The 21,156-nt window shown below is 73.7% G+C and carries 13 protein-coding genes and 1 pseudogene; 3 read left to right on the forward strand and 11 right to left on the reverse strand.

Annotated elements, in window-relative coordinates; translation table 11 throughout:
* The 3 genes and pseudogenes from QK440_RS20145 to QK440_RS20155 form a co-directional block, all read right to left on the reverse strand.
* A pseudogene (locus QK440_RS20145) lies at positions 1-223 on the reverse strand (hypothetical protein); the annotation flags it as partial.
* On the reverse strand, positions 220-1,002 hold the full coding sequence (locus QK440_RS20150) for an alpha/beta fold hydrolase (RefSeq protein ID WP_282794547.1): 783 nt from the start codon (positions 1,000-1,002) through the stop codon (positions 220-222). The gene QK440_RS20150 and the pseudogene QK440_RS20145, both read right to left, overlap by 4 nt.
* Positions 1,003-1,008: 6 nt before the next feature.
* Entirely contained in the window at positions 1,009-7,404 is a 6,396-nt protein-coding gene (locus tag QK440_RS20155; protein ID WP_282794548.1) for a non-ribosomal peptide synthetase, read from the reverse strand.
* A gap of 406 nt (positions 7,405-7,810) precedes the next feature.
* On the opposite strand from QK440_RS20155, the gene QK440_RS20160 reads away from it, so the two are divergent.
* Both QK440_RS20160 and QK440_RS20165 read left to right on the forward strand, forming a co-directional pair.
* Positions 7,811-8,053 carry a ferredoxin gene (locus QK440_RS20160; protein ID WP_282794549.1) on the forward strand — a complete coding sequence of 81 codons (243 nt, stop codon included), beginning with the start codon at positions 7,811-7,813 and terminating at the stop codon, positions 8,051-8,053.
* Between the two features lie 346 nt (positions 8,054-8,399).
* Complete coding sequence (locus tag QK440_RS20165; RefSeq protein WP_282794550.1) at positions 8,400-10,316, forward strand: RiPP maturation radical SAM C-methyltransferase; 1,917 nt, start codon at positions 8,400-8,402, stop codon at positions 10,314-10,316.
* Between the two features lie 94 nt (positions 10,317-10,410).
* Here the strand turns inward: QK440_RS20165 and QK440_RS20170 are convergent, their stop codons facing one another.
* From QK440_RS20170 to QK440_RS20180, 3 genes are all read right to left on the reverse strand, one after another.
* Positions 10,411-11,274 (reverse strand): DUF3592 domain-containing protein, encoded by an 864-nt coding sequence (locus QK440_RS20170; RefSeq protein ID WP_282794551.1) that lies wholly within the window; start codon positions 11,272-11,274, stop codon positions 10,411-10,413.
* Between the two features lie 24 nt (positions 11,275-11,298).
* Positions 11,299-12,390, reverse strand: a complete 1,092-nt coding sequence (locus QK440_RS20175; protein WP_282794552.1) for a hypothetical protein — start codon at positions 12,388-12,390, stop codon at positions 11,299-11,301.
* Between the two features lie 258 nt (positions 12,391-12,648).
* A complete protein-coding gene (locus QK440_RS20180) occupies positions 12,649-14,055 on the reverse strand; it encodes a DEAD/DEAH box helicase (RefSeq protein ID WP_282794553.1) in 1,407 nt (468 codons plus the stop codon).
* A 493-nt stretch (positions 14,056-14,548) separates the two neighbouring features.
* Here QK440_RS20180 and QK440_RS20185 point away from each other — a divergent pair, with 493 nt between their 5' ends.
* Positions 14,549-15,643 (forward strand): LuxR family transcriptional regulator, encoded by a 1,095-nt coding sequence (locus QK440_RS20185; RefSeq protein WP_282794554.1) that lies wholly within the window; start codon positions 14,549-14,551, stop codon positions 15,641-15,643.
* 31 nt (positions 15,644-15,674) lie between these two features.
* On the opposite strand, the gene QK440_RS20190 is transcribed toward QK440_RS20185, so the two are convergent.
* From QK440_RS20190 to asnB, 5 genes are all read right to left on the reverse strand, one after another.
* Entirely contained in the window at positions 15,675-16,190 is a 516-nt protein-coding gene (locus QK440_RS20190; protein WP_282794555.1) for a hypothetical protein, read from the reverse strand.
* A 352-nt stretch (positions 16,191-16,542) separates the two neighbouring features.
* Positions 16,543-16,716 (reverse strand): hypothetical protein, encoded by a 174-nt coding sequence (locus QK440_RS20195; protein WP_282794556.1) that lies wholly within the window; start codon positions 16,714-16,716, stop codon positions 16,543-16,545.
* Positions 16,717-16,969: 253 nt separating this feature from the next.
* Positions 16,970-18,487 (reverse strand): AMP-binding protein, encoded by a 1,518-nt coding sequence (locus QK440_RS20200; protein ID WP_282794557.1) that lies wholly within the window; start codon positions 18,485-18,487, stop codon positions 16,970-16,972.
* Complete coding sequence (locus tag QK440_RS20205) at positions 18,484-19,284, reverse strand: phytanoyl-CoA dioxygenase family protein (protein WP_282794558.1); 801 nt, start codon at positions 19,282-19,284, stop codon at positions 18,484-18,486. The genes QK440_RS20200 and QK440_RS20205 overlap by 4 nt, the downstream gene beginning before the upstream one ends.
* 96 nt (positions 19,285-19,380) lie before the next feature.
* Positions 19,381-21,156, reverse strand: coding sequence for an asparagine synthase (glutamine-hydrolyzing) (gene asnB / locus QK440_RS20210; RefSeq protein WP_282794559.1), 1,776 nt, complete (start codon positions 21,154-21,156; stop codon positions 19,381-19,383).

The following is a 21,156-nucleotide window of genomic DNA, read 5'->3' on the forward strand; positions in this document are numbered from 1 at the left end:
GCGGCGGGCCGGGTGCGGCGGGCGCGGGCGGCGCGGCGGGTCCTGCCGTCCTGCGGGCGACCGCGGCCGCGTCGGCGACGCTGGGGAGCCGCCGGGCCGCGTCGGCGACGCGGACGAGGGCCTCCTCGTCGAGCTGTCCGAGCGCACCGGGCCGGGCGAACCGACCGCCTGGGGAGGGCCGGTCGGCCTGGTCGTGCCGGCCGGGCCCGTCGACGTGCGTCATGTCGTTCCCCCATCCGTCGCCGGGGCCAGTGTCCGCTCGCCGATGTACGCGACCACGTCGGCCAGCTCGTCCAGGAAGTAGAAGTGGCCGCCCTCGTACAGCCGGGTGGTGACGTCCTTGGTGGTGCACGCCGACCACGCGCTCAGGGTCTCCACGGGGGACCGGGGGTCGGCCGTGCCCGCGAGCACGGTGAGGGGGCACTCCAGTGGCGGCCCCGCGGTCAGGCGGTGTCGTTCCCACAGCGCGAAGTCCGCGCGCAGGATGGCCAGGAGGGAGCCCATCACGTCCTCGTCGGCGAGGATCTCGGCCTCGGTCCCGCCGAGCCGGATGATCTCGGCGCGGAACGCGTCGTCCGGCAGCTCGTGGAGCTGCCGTACGCCGGTCTGCCCCGGCGCCGGTTGCGCGGAGAGGAAGAGCTGCTCGGGGCCCCGGTGGCCCCGCGCGCGCAGCGCCTGGGCGAGTTCGTAGGCCAGCGCGGCCCCGCAGGAGTGGCCGAAGAAGGCGACCGGGCCGTCCAGGACGGCGCGCAGGGCGTGGACCAGGACCCTGACCAGCGGGCCGACCTCGGTGAAGGGCTCCTCGGTGATCCGGTTCTGGCGGCCGGGCAGCTGCACCGCGACCAGTTCGACGTCCGCGGGAAGCCGCTCGGCCCAGGCCGTGTAGGCGGCGGCGCCCGCGCCCGCGTGCGGGAAGCAGATCAGCCGCCGCCGGTGCCCCGGCCTGCGCGCCCGCCAGACGTAGGGGCTCTCCGGGACCAGCTCCTCGATGTCGACACTCATGCGCGGCTACTCCTCAGGGATCTCGGTGACCCGGCGCAGCCCGGGGCGGCCGGCCGTGGCGACGGTCGTCCACCGCGCGGCCAGCTCGGCGACGGTCGGGTACGCGAAGACGGTCCGGAGCGACACCTGCGCCCCCATCTCGGCGCGCATGCGGTTGATCAGCTTGGTCGCCCGCAGGGAGTTGCCGCCGCAGGCGAAGAAGTCGTCGTCGATGCCGAGTCCGTCGTGCCCGAGCGCCTCGGTGAACAGCTTGACCAGCGTGGTCTCTCGCTCGTCGCGCGGCGCTCTGCGGCCGGCTGCGGCCCGCCGCGGCCGGCGGGCGGCCCCGGCCGCGCCGGACGGCAGCCGTTCGACCCGCGTCACGCCGAGCGGGACCACCCGGGCGGGCAGCCGCTGGACGACGAGGTCGAGCACCTCGTGCGTGGACACCGGACGTCCGTCGACCGTGACGACGTACGCGGTGGACCCGGTCGTCCCGGTCGTCCCGTGTCCGTCGGTGACCACGAGCGCTCCGGCCACCTCGGGGTGGGACAGCAGCACGGTCTCCACCGCCGTGGCCTCGGTCCGCGCCCGGTCGCCCAGGGGCTCGATCCGGTGGTCGGCGCCGCGCCGGGCGCGTACTCCGGTACGGAGCATGCGGGAGCCGGGCGGCCCGTAGGGGTCGGCGACGAAGTGCCCGGCGCTGGGCCCGGGGCGCCGGTGCAGGCCGCGGGCGAACTCCCCGGCGAGGTACAGCTCCCCCACGGCGCCCGGCCCGGCCGGGGCGAGGGTGGGGCCGAGCAGCCGGACGTGGACGGACTCCACGGCCTCCGCGTGCTCCACGGCCTCCGCGTGCTTCGCGCAGGGGGCGTCCGGCGGCGGTGCGTCGCGCCGCACGTCGACGGTGCGGCCGAGGCACAGGCCGAGCAGCGGGTCCCAGGCACCCGCCCCGGGGCCTGCCGTGGGCGCGCCGTCGGCCAGGGCGGCGTGGGTGAGGGCCACGGCGTACGGCTGCGCCGCCGCGTCCGGACCGTAGCGGAGGTAGGCGAGGTGCTCCGGCCGGACGGAACGGGGCGGGGCCGGGTCGCCCGGAACGGGCGCGGGGTCCGGCCCGTCGTCGCCGGGGGCGTCGACCGGTATCGGCGTCAGGCCCGGCCAGGTCAGGGCGGCGGCCGCCGGGTCCGCGACGAGGGCGCGCGGGCGGGCGTCCGCCAGGACGGCGGCGGTCCACGCCCGCGGGTCACCGGGGTCGATCGGCAGCAGGCAGGCGCCGCTCCTCACCACGGCGAGCAGGGCCACGGCCCGGTCGGCCGGGTCGGAGCAGCAGGCGGCCACCACGGCTTCGGGTCCCAGGCCGCGTCGGCGCAGCCGCCGCGCGAGGCGGTCCGCCCTGTCGTTCAGGTCTCGCCAGGTCGGCGCGGACCCGTCGGTGATCAGGGCTGCCGCGTCGGGGTCCGTGGCCGCGCGCCGGGCGAAGAGGTCCACGGCCGGGGCCCGGTGCGCGGGGGCGGCCGGCCGTGCCGGGCCCGGGGTGTCCGGGACCGTCACGCCGGGCTCCGTCACGGCCACGGAGGCGACCGAGCGGCGGGGGTCGTCGGCGAACGCCCGCAGCACGCACCCGAACGCGTCCGCGACCCGCGTGGCCGCGGTCCGGTCGAAGGCGCCGCGCCGGTACTGGAGCCGCAGCCGCAGCCGGTGGTCCTGGTCCGCGTACACGACCAGCGGATAGTGCGACGTGCCGACGGACCGGCACCTCGTGACGTCCAGTCCTCCCGTGGCGCCCGCCGCGGCGATCTCCGGGCGCAGGGGCGGATGGGACTGGAAGGCGACGAGGGTGTCGAAGAGGACGTCGAGCCCCACGGCCTCGTGCACGTCCGGCAGGGCGCAGTGGTGGTGGCCGAGCAGGCCGTTCTGGTGGGCGCGCACCCCCGCCGCCACCTCGGCGAGCGTCTGCCAGGGCCCGCACCTCGCCCGCACCGGAACGGTGTTGAGGAACATCCCCACCATCGACTCGACGCCGTCCACCTCTGGGGGCCGGCCGGACACCGCGCCGCCGAACACCACGTCGGTGCTCGCGGTGAGCCGGCCGAGCACGACCGCCCAGGCCGCCTGCACGACGTTGTTGAGGGTGCAGCCGAGTTCGACGGCGCGCCGGGCGAGCGTGTCCGCGTCACGGTCGCTCAGGGGTACGTCGAGTTCGCCGGGGTCGGTGGGGTCGGTGGCCGCGGGAACGGCGGTGGCCGGGTCAGGCGCGGGGGCCAGGTCGGGGACAGGGGCGGGGGCCACCAGCGTGGGCTCGCTCAGCCCGGTGAGCGCCTCCGCGTGCGCCCGCGCCGACCGCTCCCCGTCCCGCCGCGCGAGCCAGCCCAGGAAGTCCTTGAAGGACCGGGGCTCCGCGACGGCGCTGTCCCCGCCGTACGAGCGCAGCAGGTCTCGGGCCAGGATCGGTTCCGACCAGCCGTCGAACAGGGCGTGGTGGGCGGTGAGGATCAGCTCGGCGCGGCTCGGGCCGACGCGGGCGAGGGTCCACCGCAGCAGCGGAGGGCCCGCCAGGTCGAAGGGCTCGCCGCGCTCCTCGGCCAGGAAGGCCTCGAACGCGGTGTCGTCGGGCAGCGTGACCTCGCGCCACGGGGCCTCGGCGCGCGCGACGACCAGCTGGACCCGGTCCCCCGCCTCCGTCGTCACGAACGCGGTGCGCAGGGCCGGGTGCCGGTCGAGCAGGGAGCGGGCCGCCGCGCGCATCCGCGGGGCGTCGACCGCGCCGCGGACCCCGATCACGAGCTGGACGTGGTAGGTCCCGGAGCCCGCGGCCGCGAGCGTCGTGTGGTGCACCATCCCGGCTTGCAGGGGGGTCAGCGGCCATACGTCCGCGAGGCCCGGGTGTTCCTGGCCCCACGCGTCGAGTTCGCCCTGCGTCACGGTGACCAACGGCACGTCCGAGGGGGTCAGGCCTCCGGCGCCCGGTGCGTGCGCGTGCCGGGCGAGGCCCTCCAGGGCGGTGCGCCACAGGCCGGCCAGCTCGCGCACCTCCGCGCGGGAGAGCACGCCCCGCGGCGCGGCGAACGTGGCCGCGAGGCGCGGCCCGTCGGCGTCGTCGGCCACCGTGGCGGTGACGGCCAGCTCGCAGGGCGCGGGCATGAGGGGGTTGCACCCGGCGTCGAGCGCCGCGAGGGTCTCCAGCTCGGCGCGGTCACCGGTGCGCGTCCAGCCGAGGCCGCGCAGGTCGTCGGGGAGGTCGGCGGCGGAGAAGCGGCCCAGGTAGTTGAACCCGACCTGGCCGAGCGGGTAGGGCGCGAGCGCCGGGGCGGTCCGGCCGTTCATGTAGCGCAGCAGCCCGTACCCCATGCCCTTGCCGGGGACGGCTCGCGACTGCTCCTTGACCAGCTTGAGGGCCGTGCCCGCGGCCGGCCCCCCGGCGAAGGCCTCCGCCACGTCGACCCCGTCCAGGTCGAGGCGTACGGGGAAGACGCTGGAGAGCCAGCCCGCGGTGCGGGACAGGTCCGCACCCGGTGCGACCTCCTTCTCCTCCCGCCCGTGGCCTTCGAGGCGGAGCAGCAGGGACCGCTCGTCCGTGCCCCGCCGCCGGCGCCAGTGCGCGACGGCCAGGGCGAGCCCGGTCAGCAGGCCGTCGTGGACGCCGCCGTGGAAGGCCGAGGGCACGGCGGTCAGCAGCGTCCGCGTGACGTGGGGCGGCAGCGAGACCCGCACCTGCCGCACGGTGTCCATGGTGTCGACGGCCGGGTCGAGGCGCCGTGCTCCCAACTCCGGGTCCGGCCCCTCCAGGACGGAGCGCCAGTAGGGCAGTTCGGCCACGCGCGCCTCGGCGTACGCGGCGTCCGCCATCGCGTGCGCCCAGCGTCGCGCCGAGGTGGCCACCGGCGGCAGCGCGGGCCGCTCCCCCGCCCGTATCCGCTTCCAGGCCGCGGCGAAGTCCGGCATCAGGATCCGCCAGGTCACCCCGTCGGCGGCCAGGTGGTGCACCACCAGCAGCAAGCGGCCCGGCCCCGCGGCGGGGTCGAACCACACGCATGCGGCCAGCAGGCCCCGGCCGGGGTCCATCTCGCGTGCTGCCGCCTGGAGGTGGGACGTGAGCAGGGGGTGCCAGCTCTCCTCGTCCCAGCGCCCGTCGCACGCGACCCGCCGGACCAGGCGGCCGACGTCCACCCGGCCCGGCGGCTCGACGACCACTCCGTCCGGTACGAGACGGGCCCGCAGCAGGTCGTGCCGGTCGACGACGGCGGCCACCGTGGCGACGAGACCGTCCCGGCCGATGCCCTCGGGGAGTTCCAGGACGACGGCCTGCGTCAGCCGCTCGAACCCGGCTCCCCTGTCCTTGATCCACCGTGCCGCGGGCAGCAGCGGCATCCACCCCGCTCCGCCGCCTTCGAGCTCCTCCAGTTTCCCGTCGGCCTCGCCGCGCCCGTCGGCGGACGCCGCCGTCGCCAGGGCGGTGACCGTGCGCCGCTGGAGGATCTCCCGTACGTCGAGCGCGAGGCCCCGGACGCGGGCGCGGGCCGCCACCTGAATCGACTGGATGCTGTCGCCGCCCAGGGCGACGAAGTCGTCGTCGGCCCCCACCCGCTCCAGACCGAGCACCTCGGCGAACACCTCGGCGACGACCTGCTCGCGCGCGGTGCCGGGAGCGCGGTAGGCGCCGGTGCCGAACTCCGGCGCGGGCAGGGCGGCCCGGTCCAGCTTTCCGTTCGGGGTGAGCGGCAGCCGGTCCAGGGTCACGAACACCGAGGGCACCATGTGTCCGGGAAGGCGCCGCGCGAGGAACTCCCCGAGCCGCTCCGCCTCGGCACCGCCCGGCGCGGTCGGGCCGCCGGCGGGCACCACGTAACCCACCAGGTGCTTGCCCAGGCCGTCGTCGCCGTGGACGGCCGCCGCCGCGTGGGCCACCGCCGGGTGGGCGAGGAGGGTCGTCTCGACCTCGCCCAGCTCGATGCGGAACCCCCGCACCTTCACCTGGTCGTCGGCCCGGCCCTGGCAGACCAGCGTGCCGTCCGGGGTGCTGAACCCCAGGTCGCCCGTGCGGTACATGCGTGCGCCGGCGGGCCCGTACGGACAGGCGACGAACCGTTCGGCGGTGAGCCCGGCCCTGTTCAGGTAGCCGCGCGCCAGCTGGACGCCCGCGAGGTAGATCTCGCCGGGCGTCCCCGGCGGCGTCGGCCGCAGCCGCTCGTCGAGCACCAAGGCCCGCATGTGCTCGAAGGGGCGCCCGACGGGGACCTCCCCGGCGATCTCGACGACGGGCTCCGCATCACCCGGCACGCCCACTTCATCCCGTATGCCCGCTTCAGCTGGTATGCCCGTCTCCGCCGGTGTGTCCGAGCGCGCTGCGGGCGCCACCACGTGGGCGGTAGCGAACACCGTCGTCTCGGTCGGTCCGTACAGGTTCGCGAAGACGGTGCCGGGGCAGGCGGCCCGGGCACGCCGGACGAAGGGCGGCGAGACGCGTTCCCCGCCGACGACCACCTCACGGATGCCCGCGAGGCAGTGCGCGTCCTCCTCGACCAGCAGGTTGAACACCGAGCTGATCACCATGGCCGCGGTGACCCCGTGGTCGGCCACCATCGCCGCCAGCGTGGCGGGCGTCAGCTCCCGCGCGGTACTGACGACGAGCCGGCCGCCGTTGATCAGCGGCACCCACAAGGGATACACCGACGCGTCGAAGGCCAGGGGCAGGTGCAGGAGTACGCGTTCCTGCGTCCCCGTGCGCCAGACGCGGTCGGTCGCGAAGGCCACCAGGGCCCGGTGGGTGACGGCGACCCCCTTGGGCACACCGCTCGACCCGGACGTGTAGATGACGTAGACGAGTTGGTCGGGGTGGCGGGCCGCCGTCCCGTACGAGGGTGTCGTGGGCGTGGGCGTGGGCGTGGGCGCGGGCGTGGGCGCGGACGTGGCGGGGGCGGTCCGGCCCGCGGCGGCCGGGCCGGTGAGGCCGGTCGCGTCGACGGCGTCTGTCAGCCCGTCGAGGTCGCCGAGCGTCACGTGGGGGCAGGTGCGCGGCAGTTGGGCCGACGCCTGTTCCGTGGTCAGCACCAGGACCGGCCGCGCGTCGCCGAGCATGAACGCGACCCGCTCGGCGGGATAGTCCGGATCGATCGGCAGGTACGCGGCACCGGCCTTCAGCACTCCCAGGAGGACCACCATCAGGCCGGCCGACGCGGGCAGCACCACGGCGACGACCGACTCCGGCCCCACACCGCGCCCGGCCAGGGCCCGCGCGAGCCGGTCCGCCCGGTCGACGAGGTCCCGGTAGGTCAGACGGACGTCACCGCACGCCACGGCCACGGCCTCGGGGGTCTGCGCGGCCCAGCGGTCGACCAGGGTCGGGACCGTCACGTCCAGGCCGGGTGCGGTCGACTCGGCGGCCCTGCTCGGCGACCGCTCCAGGCCCACCGGTTCTCGCACGTCCATCACCCCACCACAGGAAACGCACCAGAGAATGAGTCATATCGAGGCACGGCCGAACGCGGTCTCGCCGAACCGAAAAGGCACCCCTTTCCAGGGGCGTCCGCAAAGAAAATCTCCGGCAGCCGAAGCCCTCCGGAGTCGATAAAGGTGGCAGCCGTTCATCCGGCGGCCCGGCCCTCAGGCGTCCCCACTGTCCAACCTCGGCACTATGAGGTCAAGCGCCGTACCCGGGCCGAACTTCCCACCACGTTCGGATTAATGTCCTGGCACCAGGACATCTCTATGCTGGACGGCCCGTCATGCTGGCATTCACGTAATGCGAACGATGCCCGATCAAGGCCGCCGTGACGGTGAAACAGCTCCCGCGGCACCGGCGGCACAGGGTGTCACGAACCGGAGGAGGGCACACATGACAGCGCCGAGCAAGGAACCCTGGTGCGTGAAAGTCGACACCTCCCTCTGCATGGGGTCCGGCATGTGCGAGGGCATCGCACCCGACTATTTCCAGCTGGTCGACAACCGCGCGCAGCCGACCCGCCCCCGCGTCGGGCAGAACGATCTCGTACTCGAAGCGAGCGAGAGTTGTCCGGCGGAGGCAATCCTCGTACGGGACGAGCGGACGGGCACCGTGATCGCACCCCGCGAACACTGACCCGCGCTCCGGGATCAGACCCGTCCATTCCCTCCGCCCCGAAAGGCCGGATGACGGCGCGCGGCAGGGTGAAGGCATACCGTCAGAAGGCGTCAGCCAGGCATTCCCCGCACATTCCTGTGCGCTCCTTGCACCCCGGTAAGGCATCTGCAAGCCTCGCATGGCCACCTGCTGTCCCATGATCCGGCCGCGTCGTTCGCGCTTCTCCTGTCATCCGTCGTCCCTGGTCGATTCGCCGCGCCTCCGCCCGGAGGGAGCGGCCTCCGGCGAGGCGCGGCGCGACACGGGCGTGACGGCCCGAGCGACCGGCAGGACGCTCCGACCCAGCACGGAGAAGGAGAGCACCATGCGGATCGCCCTGGTCAACATGCCGTTCGCCGACTGGTACCGCCCGTCGGTGGCGTTGAGTCAGCTCGCCGCGCACACCGAGCGCGCGTTCGGCGATTCGGTGCGGACCGACATCTGCTACGTCAACATCGACTTCGCGCTCTCGTTCGGCGCCGGTGAATACAACCGGCTCGCCAACGAATACGACAACCTGACCACCGGAATCGGCGAGTGGCTCTTTCGCAACCTGGCCTTCCCGGACTCCGACGACAACACGACCGACTACTTCCAGCGCTACTTCGCCGACGAACGGTCGGGCGATTTCCGGTCCCATCTGCTGCGCATACGAAACCGCTTGGGCGACTTCTGCGAAGGCGTCATCGACGACTACGGCCTCGCGACGGCCGACATCGTCGGTTTCACCTCCATGTTCTCCCAGAGCATCCCCAGCATCGCCCTTGCGCAGCTGATCAAGCAGCGGAATCCCGAGGTCACCACGATCATGGGCGGAGCCAACTGCGAAGCCCCCATGGGTGCGGTCCTCGCCGAGCGGATACCCGCCCTCGACTTCATTTTCTCCGGGCCCGCCCTGCACACCTTTCCCGAGTTCGTCCGGCGCCTGCTCGACGGCGAACCCGAACGGGCCGAGGCCATCCCCGGAGTGATGACCAGGCACAATGTGAGCGTCGACCGATTCCGCCGCGCCATCGGCCGGGACTGCGACATCGACGACTACGTACAGCCGGAGTACCAGAGCTTCGTCGACAAGTTCCAGGATTCCCAGGAAGCCCTGCGCGCGAGCGGCGGCACGGACGAACCCACGCTCTACTTCGAGACGTCCCGCGGCTGCTGGTGGGGAGAGCGCTCGCACTGCACGTTCTGCGGGCTCAACGGCTTGGGCATGGGATATCGCGCCATGGCCCCCGAGAAGGCGCTGGCACAGCTCCACTGGCTCTTCACATACCACCCGTGGTGCACCGCGTTCCACGGCACCGACAACATCATGCCGCGCAACTACCCGCGTGACGTCTTCCCGCACCTCAGGACGCCGCCCGGAGCGCGCCTCTTCTACGAGGTGAAGGTGCCCATCTCGGACCGCGACTTCCGCGCCATGGCGCAGGCCGGGGTGCGCGAGGTGCAGCCCGGCATCGAGGCCCTCGCGACCTCGACCCTGAAACTCATGGCCAAGGGCACCACGTCGTTCCTCAACCTCCAGTTCCTCCAGAAGTGCCTGCGGTACGACGTCGTTCCGGTGTGGAACCTGCTCATCGGCTTCCCCGGCGAGGAGGAGGACGTCTACCGGAAGTACGCGACGGACCTGCCGAACCTGGTCCACCTGCCGCCGCCCGACGGGACCTTCCTGGTCCGCTTCGACCGGTACAGCCCGTACTTCACCAAGCGGGACGAGTACGGACTCGCCCTGCAGCCCCTGGAGTTCTACCGGCTCGCCTACCCCGTGGTGCCGGACGAGCAGCTCCACGACCTCGCCTACTTCTTCGTCGACGAGAACCTCGCGCCGTATCAGCTCCAGTCCATCGAGTGGATCACGAAGCTGCGTGAGCTGACCGACGCCTGGCACGCCGCCTGGCAGCAGGACACCCCGCCCCGCCTGGTGCTCACGGCCGACGGCGCCGGAGACCCCGGCGTGCTCGACACCCGGTTCGGCACCCGCCGATGGATCCCGGTCGAACCCGGGACCGAGGCGCTGCTGCGACGGCTCACGTCCCCCGCCCGCCCCGCCAAGCTGGCCTCCGACCTGGGCGTCCCGATCGACCAGGTGCGGGCGCGCCTTGCCGAACTGGCCGACCGGAAGATCTTGTTCGAGGAGAGCGGCACCGTCATCAGCCTCGTCACGACGGAGACGGCCGCCGCGGAGGCCGAGGCCGACGAGGACACCGACCGCCGGCCGGAAACCCTCAGCATCCTCGGCCTGTGACCGGCGCGACGGCCCGGGGAGGCGCAGGGCCACGACAGGTTTGGGGCCCGGCTCGTGGCGCCGCGCCGGGACGGGCCGCCGGGGGCGCCGCGCCTCACAGCAGCGCCGCTCCCACCACAGCCGTCGCCGCCAGCACCATGATCGCCAGGACGTTGACCACCACGTCCAGGTTCTGCGAGCGCTGCTCGGCCGCGCGGTCCAGCGTGAAATCGGACGGATCGGCGGGCGTGTGGTGGACCGTGACGTCACGGCCGTACGCGCGGGCGGGGTCCGGCACGTGTGCCGTGCAGTGGGCGGTGACGGCCGTACCCTCGCGGGTGGTGAACGAGACGACCGGGGTGAGGGTGGTCGAGGTGTGGCCGTCGTCCTGGTCGACGGTGACGTCCCTCAGGACCGCGACGATCCGCCCTCGCGCGGCCTCCATCGCGGCCAGCCTGCCGACGCGGTCGTGCCTGGCCCGTACCGTCCCGGGCAGGTGGACGGCAGCGAAGACCGCCCCCGGCCCGCCGAAGCCGATCAACGCCCACGGCCACCCCCGGTCCACCGCGGCGAGGGCCACAAGCCCGGCGTAGACCAGGAAGAGCGCGCAGTTCGGCCCGCCAAGGCCACGACTGGCCTGCTCGGGGAGGGTGGAGAACCGGTAGGCGTGCGGTCTGCCCCGCGGGTGGCTGATCCCGACCTCCCGGCCCTCCCACGCCGCGGTGATCACCTCGCCGCGCTCACCCTCGTTCGTCACCGTCACCTCCTGCCCGGAGGCCGGATCGCGGTACGAGACGACCACCGATATCCCGCCCGCCCGGGACCCGCCGTGACGGGGCTCCCGCACCCGCTCGATCCGCCCCGTGAGCCGGACCGTCCGCTGCGCCCTGGTCACCCCGGCCAGCGACATGCCGTACCCGGCCACCGCCACCGCCCCCCACACCGCACACCACAGCACCAAGAACTCGTCCCACCCCATGCGCCCCTCCTCCTGCCGGCCCGGTCAACTGCCGCTGCCCCGCAGCACCTTGCCCCGCCCGTCCGCCTCCAGCGTTGCCGTACCCCCCTCTCCGGTCACCACGACCCTGAGGGTGAGCGAGCCGCTGACGCCGTCGGCCGTCAGCTGCCAGCTCCGCGTCGGGTCGACGCCGAGAGCGGCCCGGGCCTTCTCGACCAGCGCGGGCACGCGATCGTAGGGCAGGGAACGCGGGTCGAACCCGGCGCCCCGCACGCCGGTGGGAGAGAACACGACCGTCAGCAGGCGGTCCTGCACGACGACGGTGAGCGCCCGGCGCCTTCCCTCGCCCCGCGTCAACGACTCGACGGCCCTGCGCAGTTCGCCCCGGTCGAGCATCGACTGGCCCGGGCCGAGGGTGACCGTACCGGTCGCCGACGTCACGGTGGTCGTCGACGACGTCGAGGAGGAGGAGGACGAGACGGACGGCTCCCGCGAGGTGCCGCTCCCGTCGGAGCCGAACAGGTCGGCGCGGAACAGCAGGAGCACGGCGGCCGCGCCGAGCAGCAGCCCGAGGAGCGTGAGGAGACCGCCCGCCAGGCTCTCCGGGGCCTCGCTCCTCATGGCGGGGCCGGGCACCGAGTCCAAGTGCTCCGTGGCCGCCCGCTCCTCCCACTCCGGCGTGGGCCGCTTCACGATCCGCGCCTTCCACGGCCGGTCCGGCGGGTACGTGACCACCACGACGCCGCGGGGCCGGTAGTCGGACAGCTCGACGACGTTGACGTCCTGCCGGATCTCGACGCGGTAGGCGGGCGCGTCGTCCGGCGCGACGGTCAGGTCGAACCGCACCGGTACGTCGCTGGCCTCACCCCCGGCGGCCTCCAGGCTCTCGATCATCGCGAGCGCCGTGCGCGGTGCGACGGCGGCCTCACGGGCGCGGCGCGGCAGGGTGAGGAGGAAGAAGCCCAGGCCGTAGACCGCGGGCAGCGCCAGCCCCGTGACGACGAGCGCCACCTTCTCGACGACGCATCCGCTGACGAAGGCGGTCAGCGACGCCCCGATCACACCGCCCGTCAGGAACCCCAGGGCGAGTCCTGCGGGCGTGTGGTGCGTGGGCGGCGCGCCCGCGGTGATCGTCATGCGGCCGATTCTGCACGCCGCGGGGAACGGACGACAGACGTGTGCACCACCCTCGCGGTCGCCCCTTTGACCGCTTCCCGAGGGCTTTCCGGTCCCGGCGGGGCAGCCGCACTTCGGCCGCCCTGTGGCACACCGTCCCGGGGCACCCCGCGCCCCGGCAGCCCGGGCCCGCGCGGCCGAAGCGCCACCGACCGGAAGCGCGGCCGACCGGAAGCGCCGCAGGGCTGAAGCGCCGCAGGGCGGTCCGGGAAGCCGGGCTCAGCCGCCGCGCCGCACCCGGGCCGCCTTGCGGGCCTCCGCGAGCTTGCGGGCCTCACCGCCCTTGCGGGACGGCCTGCCGCCGGAGCCGCCCTTCGCGTCCTTGGTGCTGCCCAGGCCGCGGAACGGGGCGTTGTGGTTCTTGGGGCGCGCTCCGGCCGCGCCCTCGTCGAGAGACTTCCCGGAGGGGGCCCTCGCACCGGTGATCCGGCTCAGCTCCGCCTCCCCCGACCGCACCTTGGTGACCTTGGGGGTGACGTCGGCGTCCGCCATGACCTGGCTCGTCTCGCGGCGCTGCCCCGAGAGGACGAGCGTCACGACCGTGCCGGAGCGACCGGCCCGGGCCGTGCGGCCCGCGCGGTGCAGATAGTCCTTCGGATCGGTGGCCGGGTCGACGTTGACCACGAGGTCGAGGTCGTCGACGTGCAGGCCGCGTGCGGCGACGTTCGTCGCCACCAGCGCGGTGACCTGCCCGTCCTTGAACTGGGCCAGCGTCCGGGTCCGCTGCGGCTGCGCCTTGCCGCTGTGCAGGGCCGCGGCGGCCACGCCGTGGGCCCGCAGGTGCCGGGTGAGCAGGTCGACGCCGTGCTTGGTGTCGAGGAACAACAGGACGCGGCCGTCACGGGCGGCGATCTCCGTGGCCACGGCGTACCGGTCCGGGCCGTGCACGACGAGGACGTGGTGCTCGATCGCGGAGACCGCGCTGGACGAGGGGTCCACGGAGTGGACGGCGGGGTCGCGCAGGTAGCGCCGCACCAGCTGGTCGACGTCGCTGTCGAGGGTGGCGGAGAACAACATCCGCTGCCCGTCGGGACGCACCTGGTCCAGGATCTCGGTGACCTGCGGCAGGAACCCCATGTCACACATCTGGTCGGCCTCGTCGAGGACCGCGACGCGCACCCGGCCGAGGCGGCAGCCCTTGCGCTCGACGAGGTCGTGCAGCCGACCGGGCGTGGCGACGACGATCTCGGCGCCGTCCCGCAGCGCGGCGGCCTGCCGGCCGATGGACACTCCGCCCACCACGGTCGCGAGCCGCAGCCGCAGCGCCTCGGCGTACGGGGTGAGCGCCTCGCCGACCTGCTGTGCCAGCTCCCTGGTGGGCACCAGGACGAGCGCCAGCGGCTCCTTGGGCTGCGCGCGCCGCCCGGCCGTCCGGGCGAGCATCCCCAGGCCGAAGGCGAGCGTCTTGCCGGACCCGGTGCGGCCCCGGCCCAGCACGTCCCGTCCCGCGAGCGCGTTCGGCAGCGTCGCCGCCTGGACGGGGAAGGGCACGGTCACACCGTGCTCGTCGAGCACGCGCAGCACCGCGGCCGGCAGGCCAAGGCCGGCGAAGGACGCCGGGGCGGGGCCCCGCGCCTCGGACGCGTGGTCCTGCTGCCGGGCATCGGCACGTGCTGATTCGCTCACAGAGAGCCTTCCTCCGAAGGGACCGTACCGAGGAAGGCGCGGCGGGGACGCGGCCACCGGCCAGGAACACCGAACGGAGCACCGACACGGCCACGCCGCAAACACCCCACGTTAGCACGGGACACCCCGCCCGGGCCCTGGCACATGTGGCTCGCGAGCCCGGACACCCACCCGGGCCCCTCATCCGTCACGGGATGGCACATCGCCGGGGTGAACCAAGCGGACCCCGGCCCTCCGTGTCGGCGGGTCCGTACGCTGGCGGGGCTTGCGCCGCCTCGGGGTGGGTGCGCCGGCGTGTCATCGTGGCGGCGGGGCCGCGGTGGGAGAGGGGGCGTGCTGTCGGGGTCGGGGGGCTGGTGTGGGTGGGGGTGCCTCCTCGGGCTCGTGGAGCAACCGATTCCCCTGCCTCCGGCTCTTCGGAGGCACAGAGGCACAGAAGCTGATCGACGACCGCAGGCACGACCACCGCTACGGGCAGGGACCTGGAGGACTGATGGGCACGCGGCAGACCGATGGTGACGACGTATTAACCGTGGAGGACACGCTCAGTGCCGAGGTGGTGGCCGTCTACCGCTGGCTGGCCCTGCACGGCCAGCTCGATCCCGTCCGGACGGCCGAGGAGACGGGGGTCGGCGAGAGAGCGGTGCGCGGTGCGGTGGACTACCTCGTCCGCGTCGGCCTGGTGCAGCGGGGCGAGGAGGGGGACGACCGGCTGTGGGCCGTCGACCCGCACCTCGTCGCCTCGGTGGCCACCGCGCCGGTGGAGCGGGCCATCGCGGAACAGCAGACGCGGCTGCGCGTCTTCCGCGACCAGTTCGCCCGGCTGGCGTCCGACTACGAGGAGGGGCGGAACGGCGCCTTCAGGGACGTGGAGGCCATCCCCGGCCTCACCCAGGTGCGGGCCGCGCTGACCCGGGCGGCCGAGCAGTGCCGGGAGGACATGGTCACCGTGCAGCCCGGCGGCACCCGCCCGCCCGAAGTGCTCCAGGACGCCCTGCTCCGGGACAGCCAGCTCCTCGCCCGGGGGGTGCGGATGCGCACCCTCTACCACCACACCGCCCGGTTCAACAGCCCCAGCCAGGCGTACGTGGCCACGATGAGCGCGCTGGGCGGCGAGTACCGGACCGCCCATCAGCTCGTCGGCCGCGTGATCATCTTCGACCGGGAACTGGCGTTCATGGCCAACCGCAACGACCGGCTGGGCGCGGTGGTGGTGCGCGAGCCGTCGGTGGTGCACTTCCTGTACGAGCTGTTCGAGCAGATGTGGTCGCAGGCCCAGCCGTTCTCCGACGCGGCCGCCGACGGCCTGGAGGCGGTCGCCAAGGACCTGGACCGCACCATCCTGCGGCTGCTGGCGGCCGGGCTGAAGGACGAGACCATCGCGCGGCGCCTCGGCATGTCGCTGCGTACGACCCGCAAGCACATCGCGGACATCATGCAGGTGCTCGGCGTCCAGAGCCGTTTCCAGGCCGGGGTCGCGGTGTCGGCGAGGGGGTTGCTGGATGACGATGACGATGGTGATGACGAGGGTGGTGAGGACGGCGTCCGCTCGGGGGCGGGGGCGGAGGGCACGGCGGCCCCGGCCTGATCCGGTGGCCGTCCCGCGGGGGCGCGGGCCGTCAGTCCAGGCACTCCAGGTGGAGTTCCAGCAGGGTGGTCGGGACGTGGACCTCCGACAGCCGGTAGGTGTGGTCCCGGGGCACGAAGAGGGTGCCGCCGGAACGCAGCCGCATGCCCAGCGGGTGCGGGGGGCCGGGTGCCGGGTCCTCACCGATGCGCGACAGGACGCAGCGGCAGGCCCCTTCCAGGACCGTGACCGTGGACTCGGCGCCCCGCGGCCCGCCCTCCGCGACGTGGGAACCGGCCGCCAGGAAGCGGTAGGAGTAGCGCACCCGCAGATGTAACTTGCGGCCCAGCGCCGCCGCCAGTTCCTCCGTGCCTGGCCGGCCCCGCACGGAGGGACCGGCGCCCTGCTCGGGCTCGGCCGGCCGGCCGAGGCCGAGCAGGGCCGACAGGGTCGTGGGGTCCTCGGGCCACAGCAGGGCGGGCCCCTTGGTCCCGTTGGCCGCCACGCACAAGGCCAGCTCTTCGACGAAGGACTGCATCGGCTGGCTGAGGCCTCGCTCTCCGGGCACGGTTCTCCGATCTCGCCGCACGTCCGGGCGATGCGGGGTGGATGAGGTGTAGCAGGGCTCCCGGACACACCGGGGAAGGGAGCGGCGGCCACCTGGGCGCCCGCGGCCGCGGCCTTGATCCGACACCTCGGCCTTGGCCTTGGCCTTGAACCGACACCGCGGCCTTGGCCGTGGCCTTGGCCCGGCAGCCTGCCCGTGGCGAGGATTCTGCCGCCCCGGTGCCGGTCCCGGCAGCCGTATATTCAGCCTGCCCGCCGGGCCCGGTTCGGCGGGCGCGCGGCTCCGCCGGGCCGGGCGCGGTCGCTCCTCCCGCTCGGCGGGGCCGTCGCCGGCGCCCGCCCCCACCCGCGGGTCACCCCTGGAAGCGGCCCCAGCCGCTGTCGCCGGTGGGCGCGATGGAGGACGTCGTCCGGGTGTCGGTACGGCCGGTGTCGGTACGGCCGGTGTCGGCGGCAGCGGTTCCGGCAGCGGCGCCGACCGTCAGCAGGCAGAGAGCGGCGACCACGAACGCGCGGACAGACGTCATGACTTCTCCTGGGACGCAGAGTGAGGAATGGTGGAGAAGTCCCGGCCGGTACCGTCCGGCCGTTCCCTTCCCGCTCCTCCAGAGTGGTGGGCGTCCGCCCCGGAAACCACCGCGGGCACCGTTCACCAAGTTCTCCGGCACCAAAGCGGGGGGTGGACGAAACACCCGAAGCGCCTCAACCCCTGACGACACGGGCCGTCATGGTTGCCCTGGCCGTAGCGGCTGTCATGGTTGCCGTGGCCGTCCGGCGCCCTCAGCCGCCACGGCTCATCGAAGGCTCCCGGAACGACTCCCTGAGCGTCGCCCGGTCGATCTTCCCGTTCCGCGTCGACGGCAGCGCGTCCAGCTCCGTGAAGTGTCTGGGGACCATGAACCGGGGCAGCCGGGAGGCACACGCGCTCAGCAGGTCCTCCTGATCGACCTCCGCGCCGGGCACGAGGGTGTAGAACGCGGCCAGTTGGGTGGACGCGGCCACCTTGACCCCGACGACCGCGGCCCGGCGGACCCCGGTGACCCCGGCGATCACGGACTCCACCTCCCCCGGCTCGACGCGGTAGCCGTTCACCTTGAGCTGGTCGTCGAGCCTGGAGACGAAGCGGAACCCGGCCCCGTCGAACGTGACCAGGTCGCCGCTGAAGTAGCAGCGCCGCACGCCGCCGTCCCGGTGCTCGAGCTCCCGGAACTTCCGCGCGGTGAGCGCCTCGTCACCGGCGTACCCGATGCCGACGCAGTTCCCGGCGATGACCAGCTCCCGGGTCTCGCCGGGCGCGAACGGGCGCAGCCGTCCGTCGACGTGGCACAGCAGCTCCGCGTCGACGACCGCGGTGCCGATGGGCGGCCGGTCCGGCCAGTCGGTGACGTCGCCCGTCAGCCGGTACTGGGTGACCACGTGGGTCTCGCTCGGACCGTACTGGTTCACCAGCGTGAGGCCGCCGGCGCACAACCGCCGCACCTCGTCGTTGATCACCAACTGCTCGCCCGCCACCGAGATCTCCCGCAGGCTCGGTGGCGTCCCGCCCGCGGCACACGCGGCGGCGGCCAGTCCGTGCAGTCCGACCACCGGCTGGAAGAGCCGGGCGGCGTCGTGCTCGCGGATGATGTCGAGCAGCGTGAAGGGGTCGAGCCGGTCGTGGTCGTTCACCACGACCAGGGTCGCCCCGGCCAGCCAGGTCGCCACCGTGTCCTCGTACACCATGTCGAAGCCGATGGACGACATGTGCAGGGTGTTCGGGGGGCGGTCGTGGCTCCACCGCTGGACGTGCCAGGCGCCGAGGTCCGCCAGGACCACCGGCGGCACCGCGACGGCCTTGGGCTCGCCCGTGGACCCGGAGGTGGGGATGACGTAGCAGACCGGGCCGGTCGCGACCTCGGCGCGCCTCGGTCCCCGGATCGACCGGAAGGTGTGTTCCGCGACCCCCGCCCCGACCGGGGCGCACTCGTCGGCCCGCAGGACCATGGCGCAGTCGGCGCTCCGCACCAGCTTGGTGGTCCAGGCGGGCGGCATGGCCGGGTCGATGGAGAGGACGCCGGCGCCGACGCGCCAGACCCCCAGCACCGCCGCGCACCGGGACCACGAACGCGTCGCGTGCACGTCGACCACGTCTCCGGGGCCGATGCCGCGTGCGGCGAGGCCGCCGGCGATCTCGGCGGACACGTCGTCGAGTTCGCCGTAGGTGTGGGCGACGCCGCCGTCGACGACCGCCACCGCGTCCCGGTGCCGGTCGAGGGCGTCGGCCAGGGCCCGGATCAGTGACCCTTCGATGCCGCTCATGCGATCAGGCCCCCGTCGACGAGCTCCAGCGGACGGTAGTCGCGCGAGGCCACGAACTCCGGGCGCGGGCGGGGCACGTCGCGCAGTTCGTTGTCGACGCTGTTGTAGCTGACGAACGCCATGGTCCGGTCGGTGGGCGACATGTTCGCGCCGGAGCCGTGCGCGATGCAGGGGTGGAAGAACAGCAGGCTTCCGGCACGCCCGACGACGGACCGGATCTCCGACTCCGCGGTCACCTCGGCCATCTGCTCGGCGTCCAGGGCGAACTCCAGCCTCGCCGACAGGTCGGCCTCCCACCCGGAGGCGTCCTCGGCGCCGGGGCGCCACGGGGCTATCGCGTCGTTCCGGTGCGAACCGGGTACGACGAGGAGCGGGCCGTTGTGCTCGGTCGCGTCGTCCAGGAGCACCGCGGCGTTGACCGCCCGCGGCTCCGGCATACCGTCCTTGGCGCCCCAGACGCTGTAGTCCTGGTGCCACTGCCAGACCTCCCCGCGCAGCGCCTGCTTCGCGTTGACCTTGCACTGGAACACGTGCACCTTGCTCTCCAGGAGTTCCTCCGCCGCGGAGAGCAGCTCGGGCAGCCGCACAAGGCGGGAGAAGAGCGCTCCCGTGGTGTGGCAGCCGTGGATGCCCCGCACCGTGGTGCCGTCCTCCTCGAAGATCCGCCCGGGGTGCTCGGTCGCGTAGAGGCCGGCCACCTCGTTCCGCAGGGCGGCGATCTCGTCGGCGTCGAAGGCGTCTTCGACGAGCAGGAACCCTTGGGAGCGGTACTCCGCTATCTGGCTTTCGGTGAGCATGACTCGATGACCTCTCTGCCGTGTTCTCTGCCGTGGTCTCGTTAAGGCGTTGAAGATTGCTGTCCCTGGAAGGGCGGCGCGCGCAGGGCCGCGTCCTCACACGCGGAGGCCCAGTTCGTCGATCACCATGCTGATGCTGATCACGCTCAGCCGCGTGTCGCCCTTGCTCACGGCGCCGTGGGCCGCGAGCCGTTCGAGTGCGTCCGTACGGAAGACCCCGCTGCCCGCGACCAGGTCGCGCCATCCGGCCAGGAGGCGGTCGTCGGCGAGGGCGGACAGGCCGTGCGCGGTGAACCCCTGCTTCGCGCGGCGCAGGACGGTCTCCGGGACGACGCCGGCGTACGCCGATTTGAGGCACGCCTTTCCCTCGAAGTCGACGACCTTGGTGTCGTCGCCGACGCGCAGTGCCAGGTCGACCACGGGATTTGCGAGGAACGGGTACCGGCCCTCCACGGAGTGCGCCATCAGCATCGCGTCGCCGTGGTCGCCGAGCAGATGGCTCCCCAGTTGCACGGACGTGTCGGCCACCGACCGCATCTGCATCGGCGTGAGCCCCGCGGCCTCGCTGTCGGTGAACGGAACCAGCCTGTCCCTCCAGAACTCCTGACCGGCCAGCGCCTCGGCGCTCTCCGGCGTCAGGCTGTCCGCCCGCCGGCGGTCCACCTGCCGCCAGTCGACCTCCCAGGAGAAGTCGGCCCGGCCCCAGGCGCTCTCGTTCTCCGCGCGGCCCGGTCGTGGCGAACGGCCGAGTCCGTCGAACGCGTACGAGTCGTAGCCGAAGAACAGCTCGTCGGCCCCCTCCCCGGAGAGCACGCCCTTCAGCCCGCTCGACCGGACCTCGCGCGACAGCATCAGGGCCGCCACGTTGTACGTCTCGCGCTGCGGGTAGCAGCAGCGGCGCACCATCTGCTCGAACCCGGCGGTGACGTCCTCGCGGAGGCAGGGGATCTCGCGGTGCTCGCTGCCCACGGCACCGGCCACCTCGCGCTGGAAGCGGTGTTCGTCCAGGAGGGCGTCGCCGAACACCACCGAGTACGTGCGCAGCGGCTTGTCCACGGCCGCGGCGGCCTCCACGACCAGGGTGGAGGAGTCGAAGCCGCCGCTGAGGCAGGCCCCGATCTCGACGTCCCCGCGCAGCCGGTCGCGTACCGCCTGCCGCACCCCGTGCCGGAGCTCCTCCGCGGTCACCGCGGGCCCGTCCGTCACGAACTCGCCGTACCGCCAGTAGCGGACCGTCTCGGATCCGCCGCCGCCGAACCGCACCACGGTCCCGGGCGGCACGGCGCGGACGTCGCGCACCAGGGTGCGCGGCGCGACGATGTTGCCGAGCTGGAGGTACTGGTCGACGGCGCCGAGGTCGAGGCGCCAGGTGCCCGGCACCGAGCGCACCAGGGGCCCGAGTTCGGAGCAGAAGTGCACCTGGCCGTCCGCCTCGGTGTAGTAGAGCGGGCTGACACCGAAGCGGTCCCTGCCCAGGTGCAGCGTGCCCTCGACGCGGTCGTGGATCGCGGTGGCGAACTGCCCGTCGATCAGGGCAAGCCCGGCGGGCCCGTGGCGCGCGAACAGTTCGGGGACGACCGCCACGTCGGCGCGGTTGGCGGCCCGCGCCAGGCCGAGCCGGTCGCGCAGCTCGTCGGCGTTGTAGATCTCGCCGTTGGTGACGGCGACGAACCGTCCGCCGCCGTCCTCGGCGGGCTGCCAGCCGTCCTTGAGCGCGGTCATGCCGAGGCGGGCGAGCTTCGCCGTCAGCACGGGGGTGCTCAGCGAGTAGGTCTCGTCGGGTCCGCGGTGGGTGAGCCGGGAGTGCATGGTCGCCGTGACGGTGCGGTCGAGGCCGCCGTCCGGCGCGTAGGTTCCGCACAGGCCGCACAT

Origin of the sequence: Streptomyces sp. CC224B (genome assembly GCF_030010595.1) — a bacterium.
Lineage (GTDB): Bacteria > Actinomycetota > Actinomycetes > Streptomycetales > Streptomycetaceae > Streptomyces > Streptomyces longispororuber.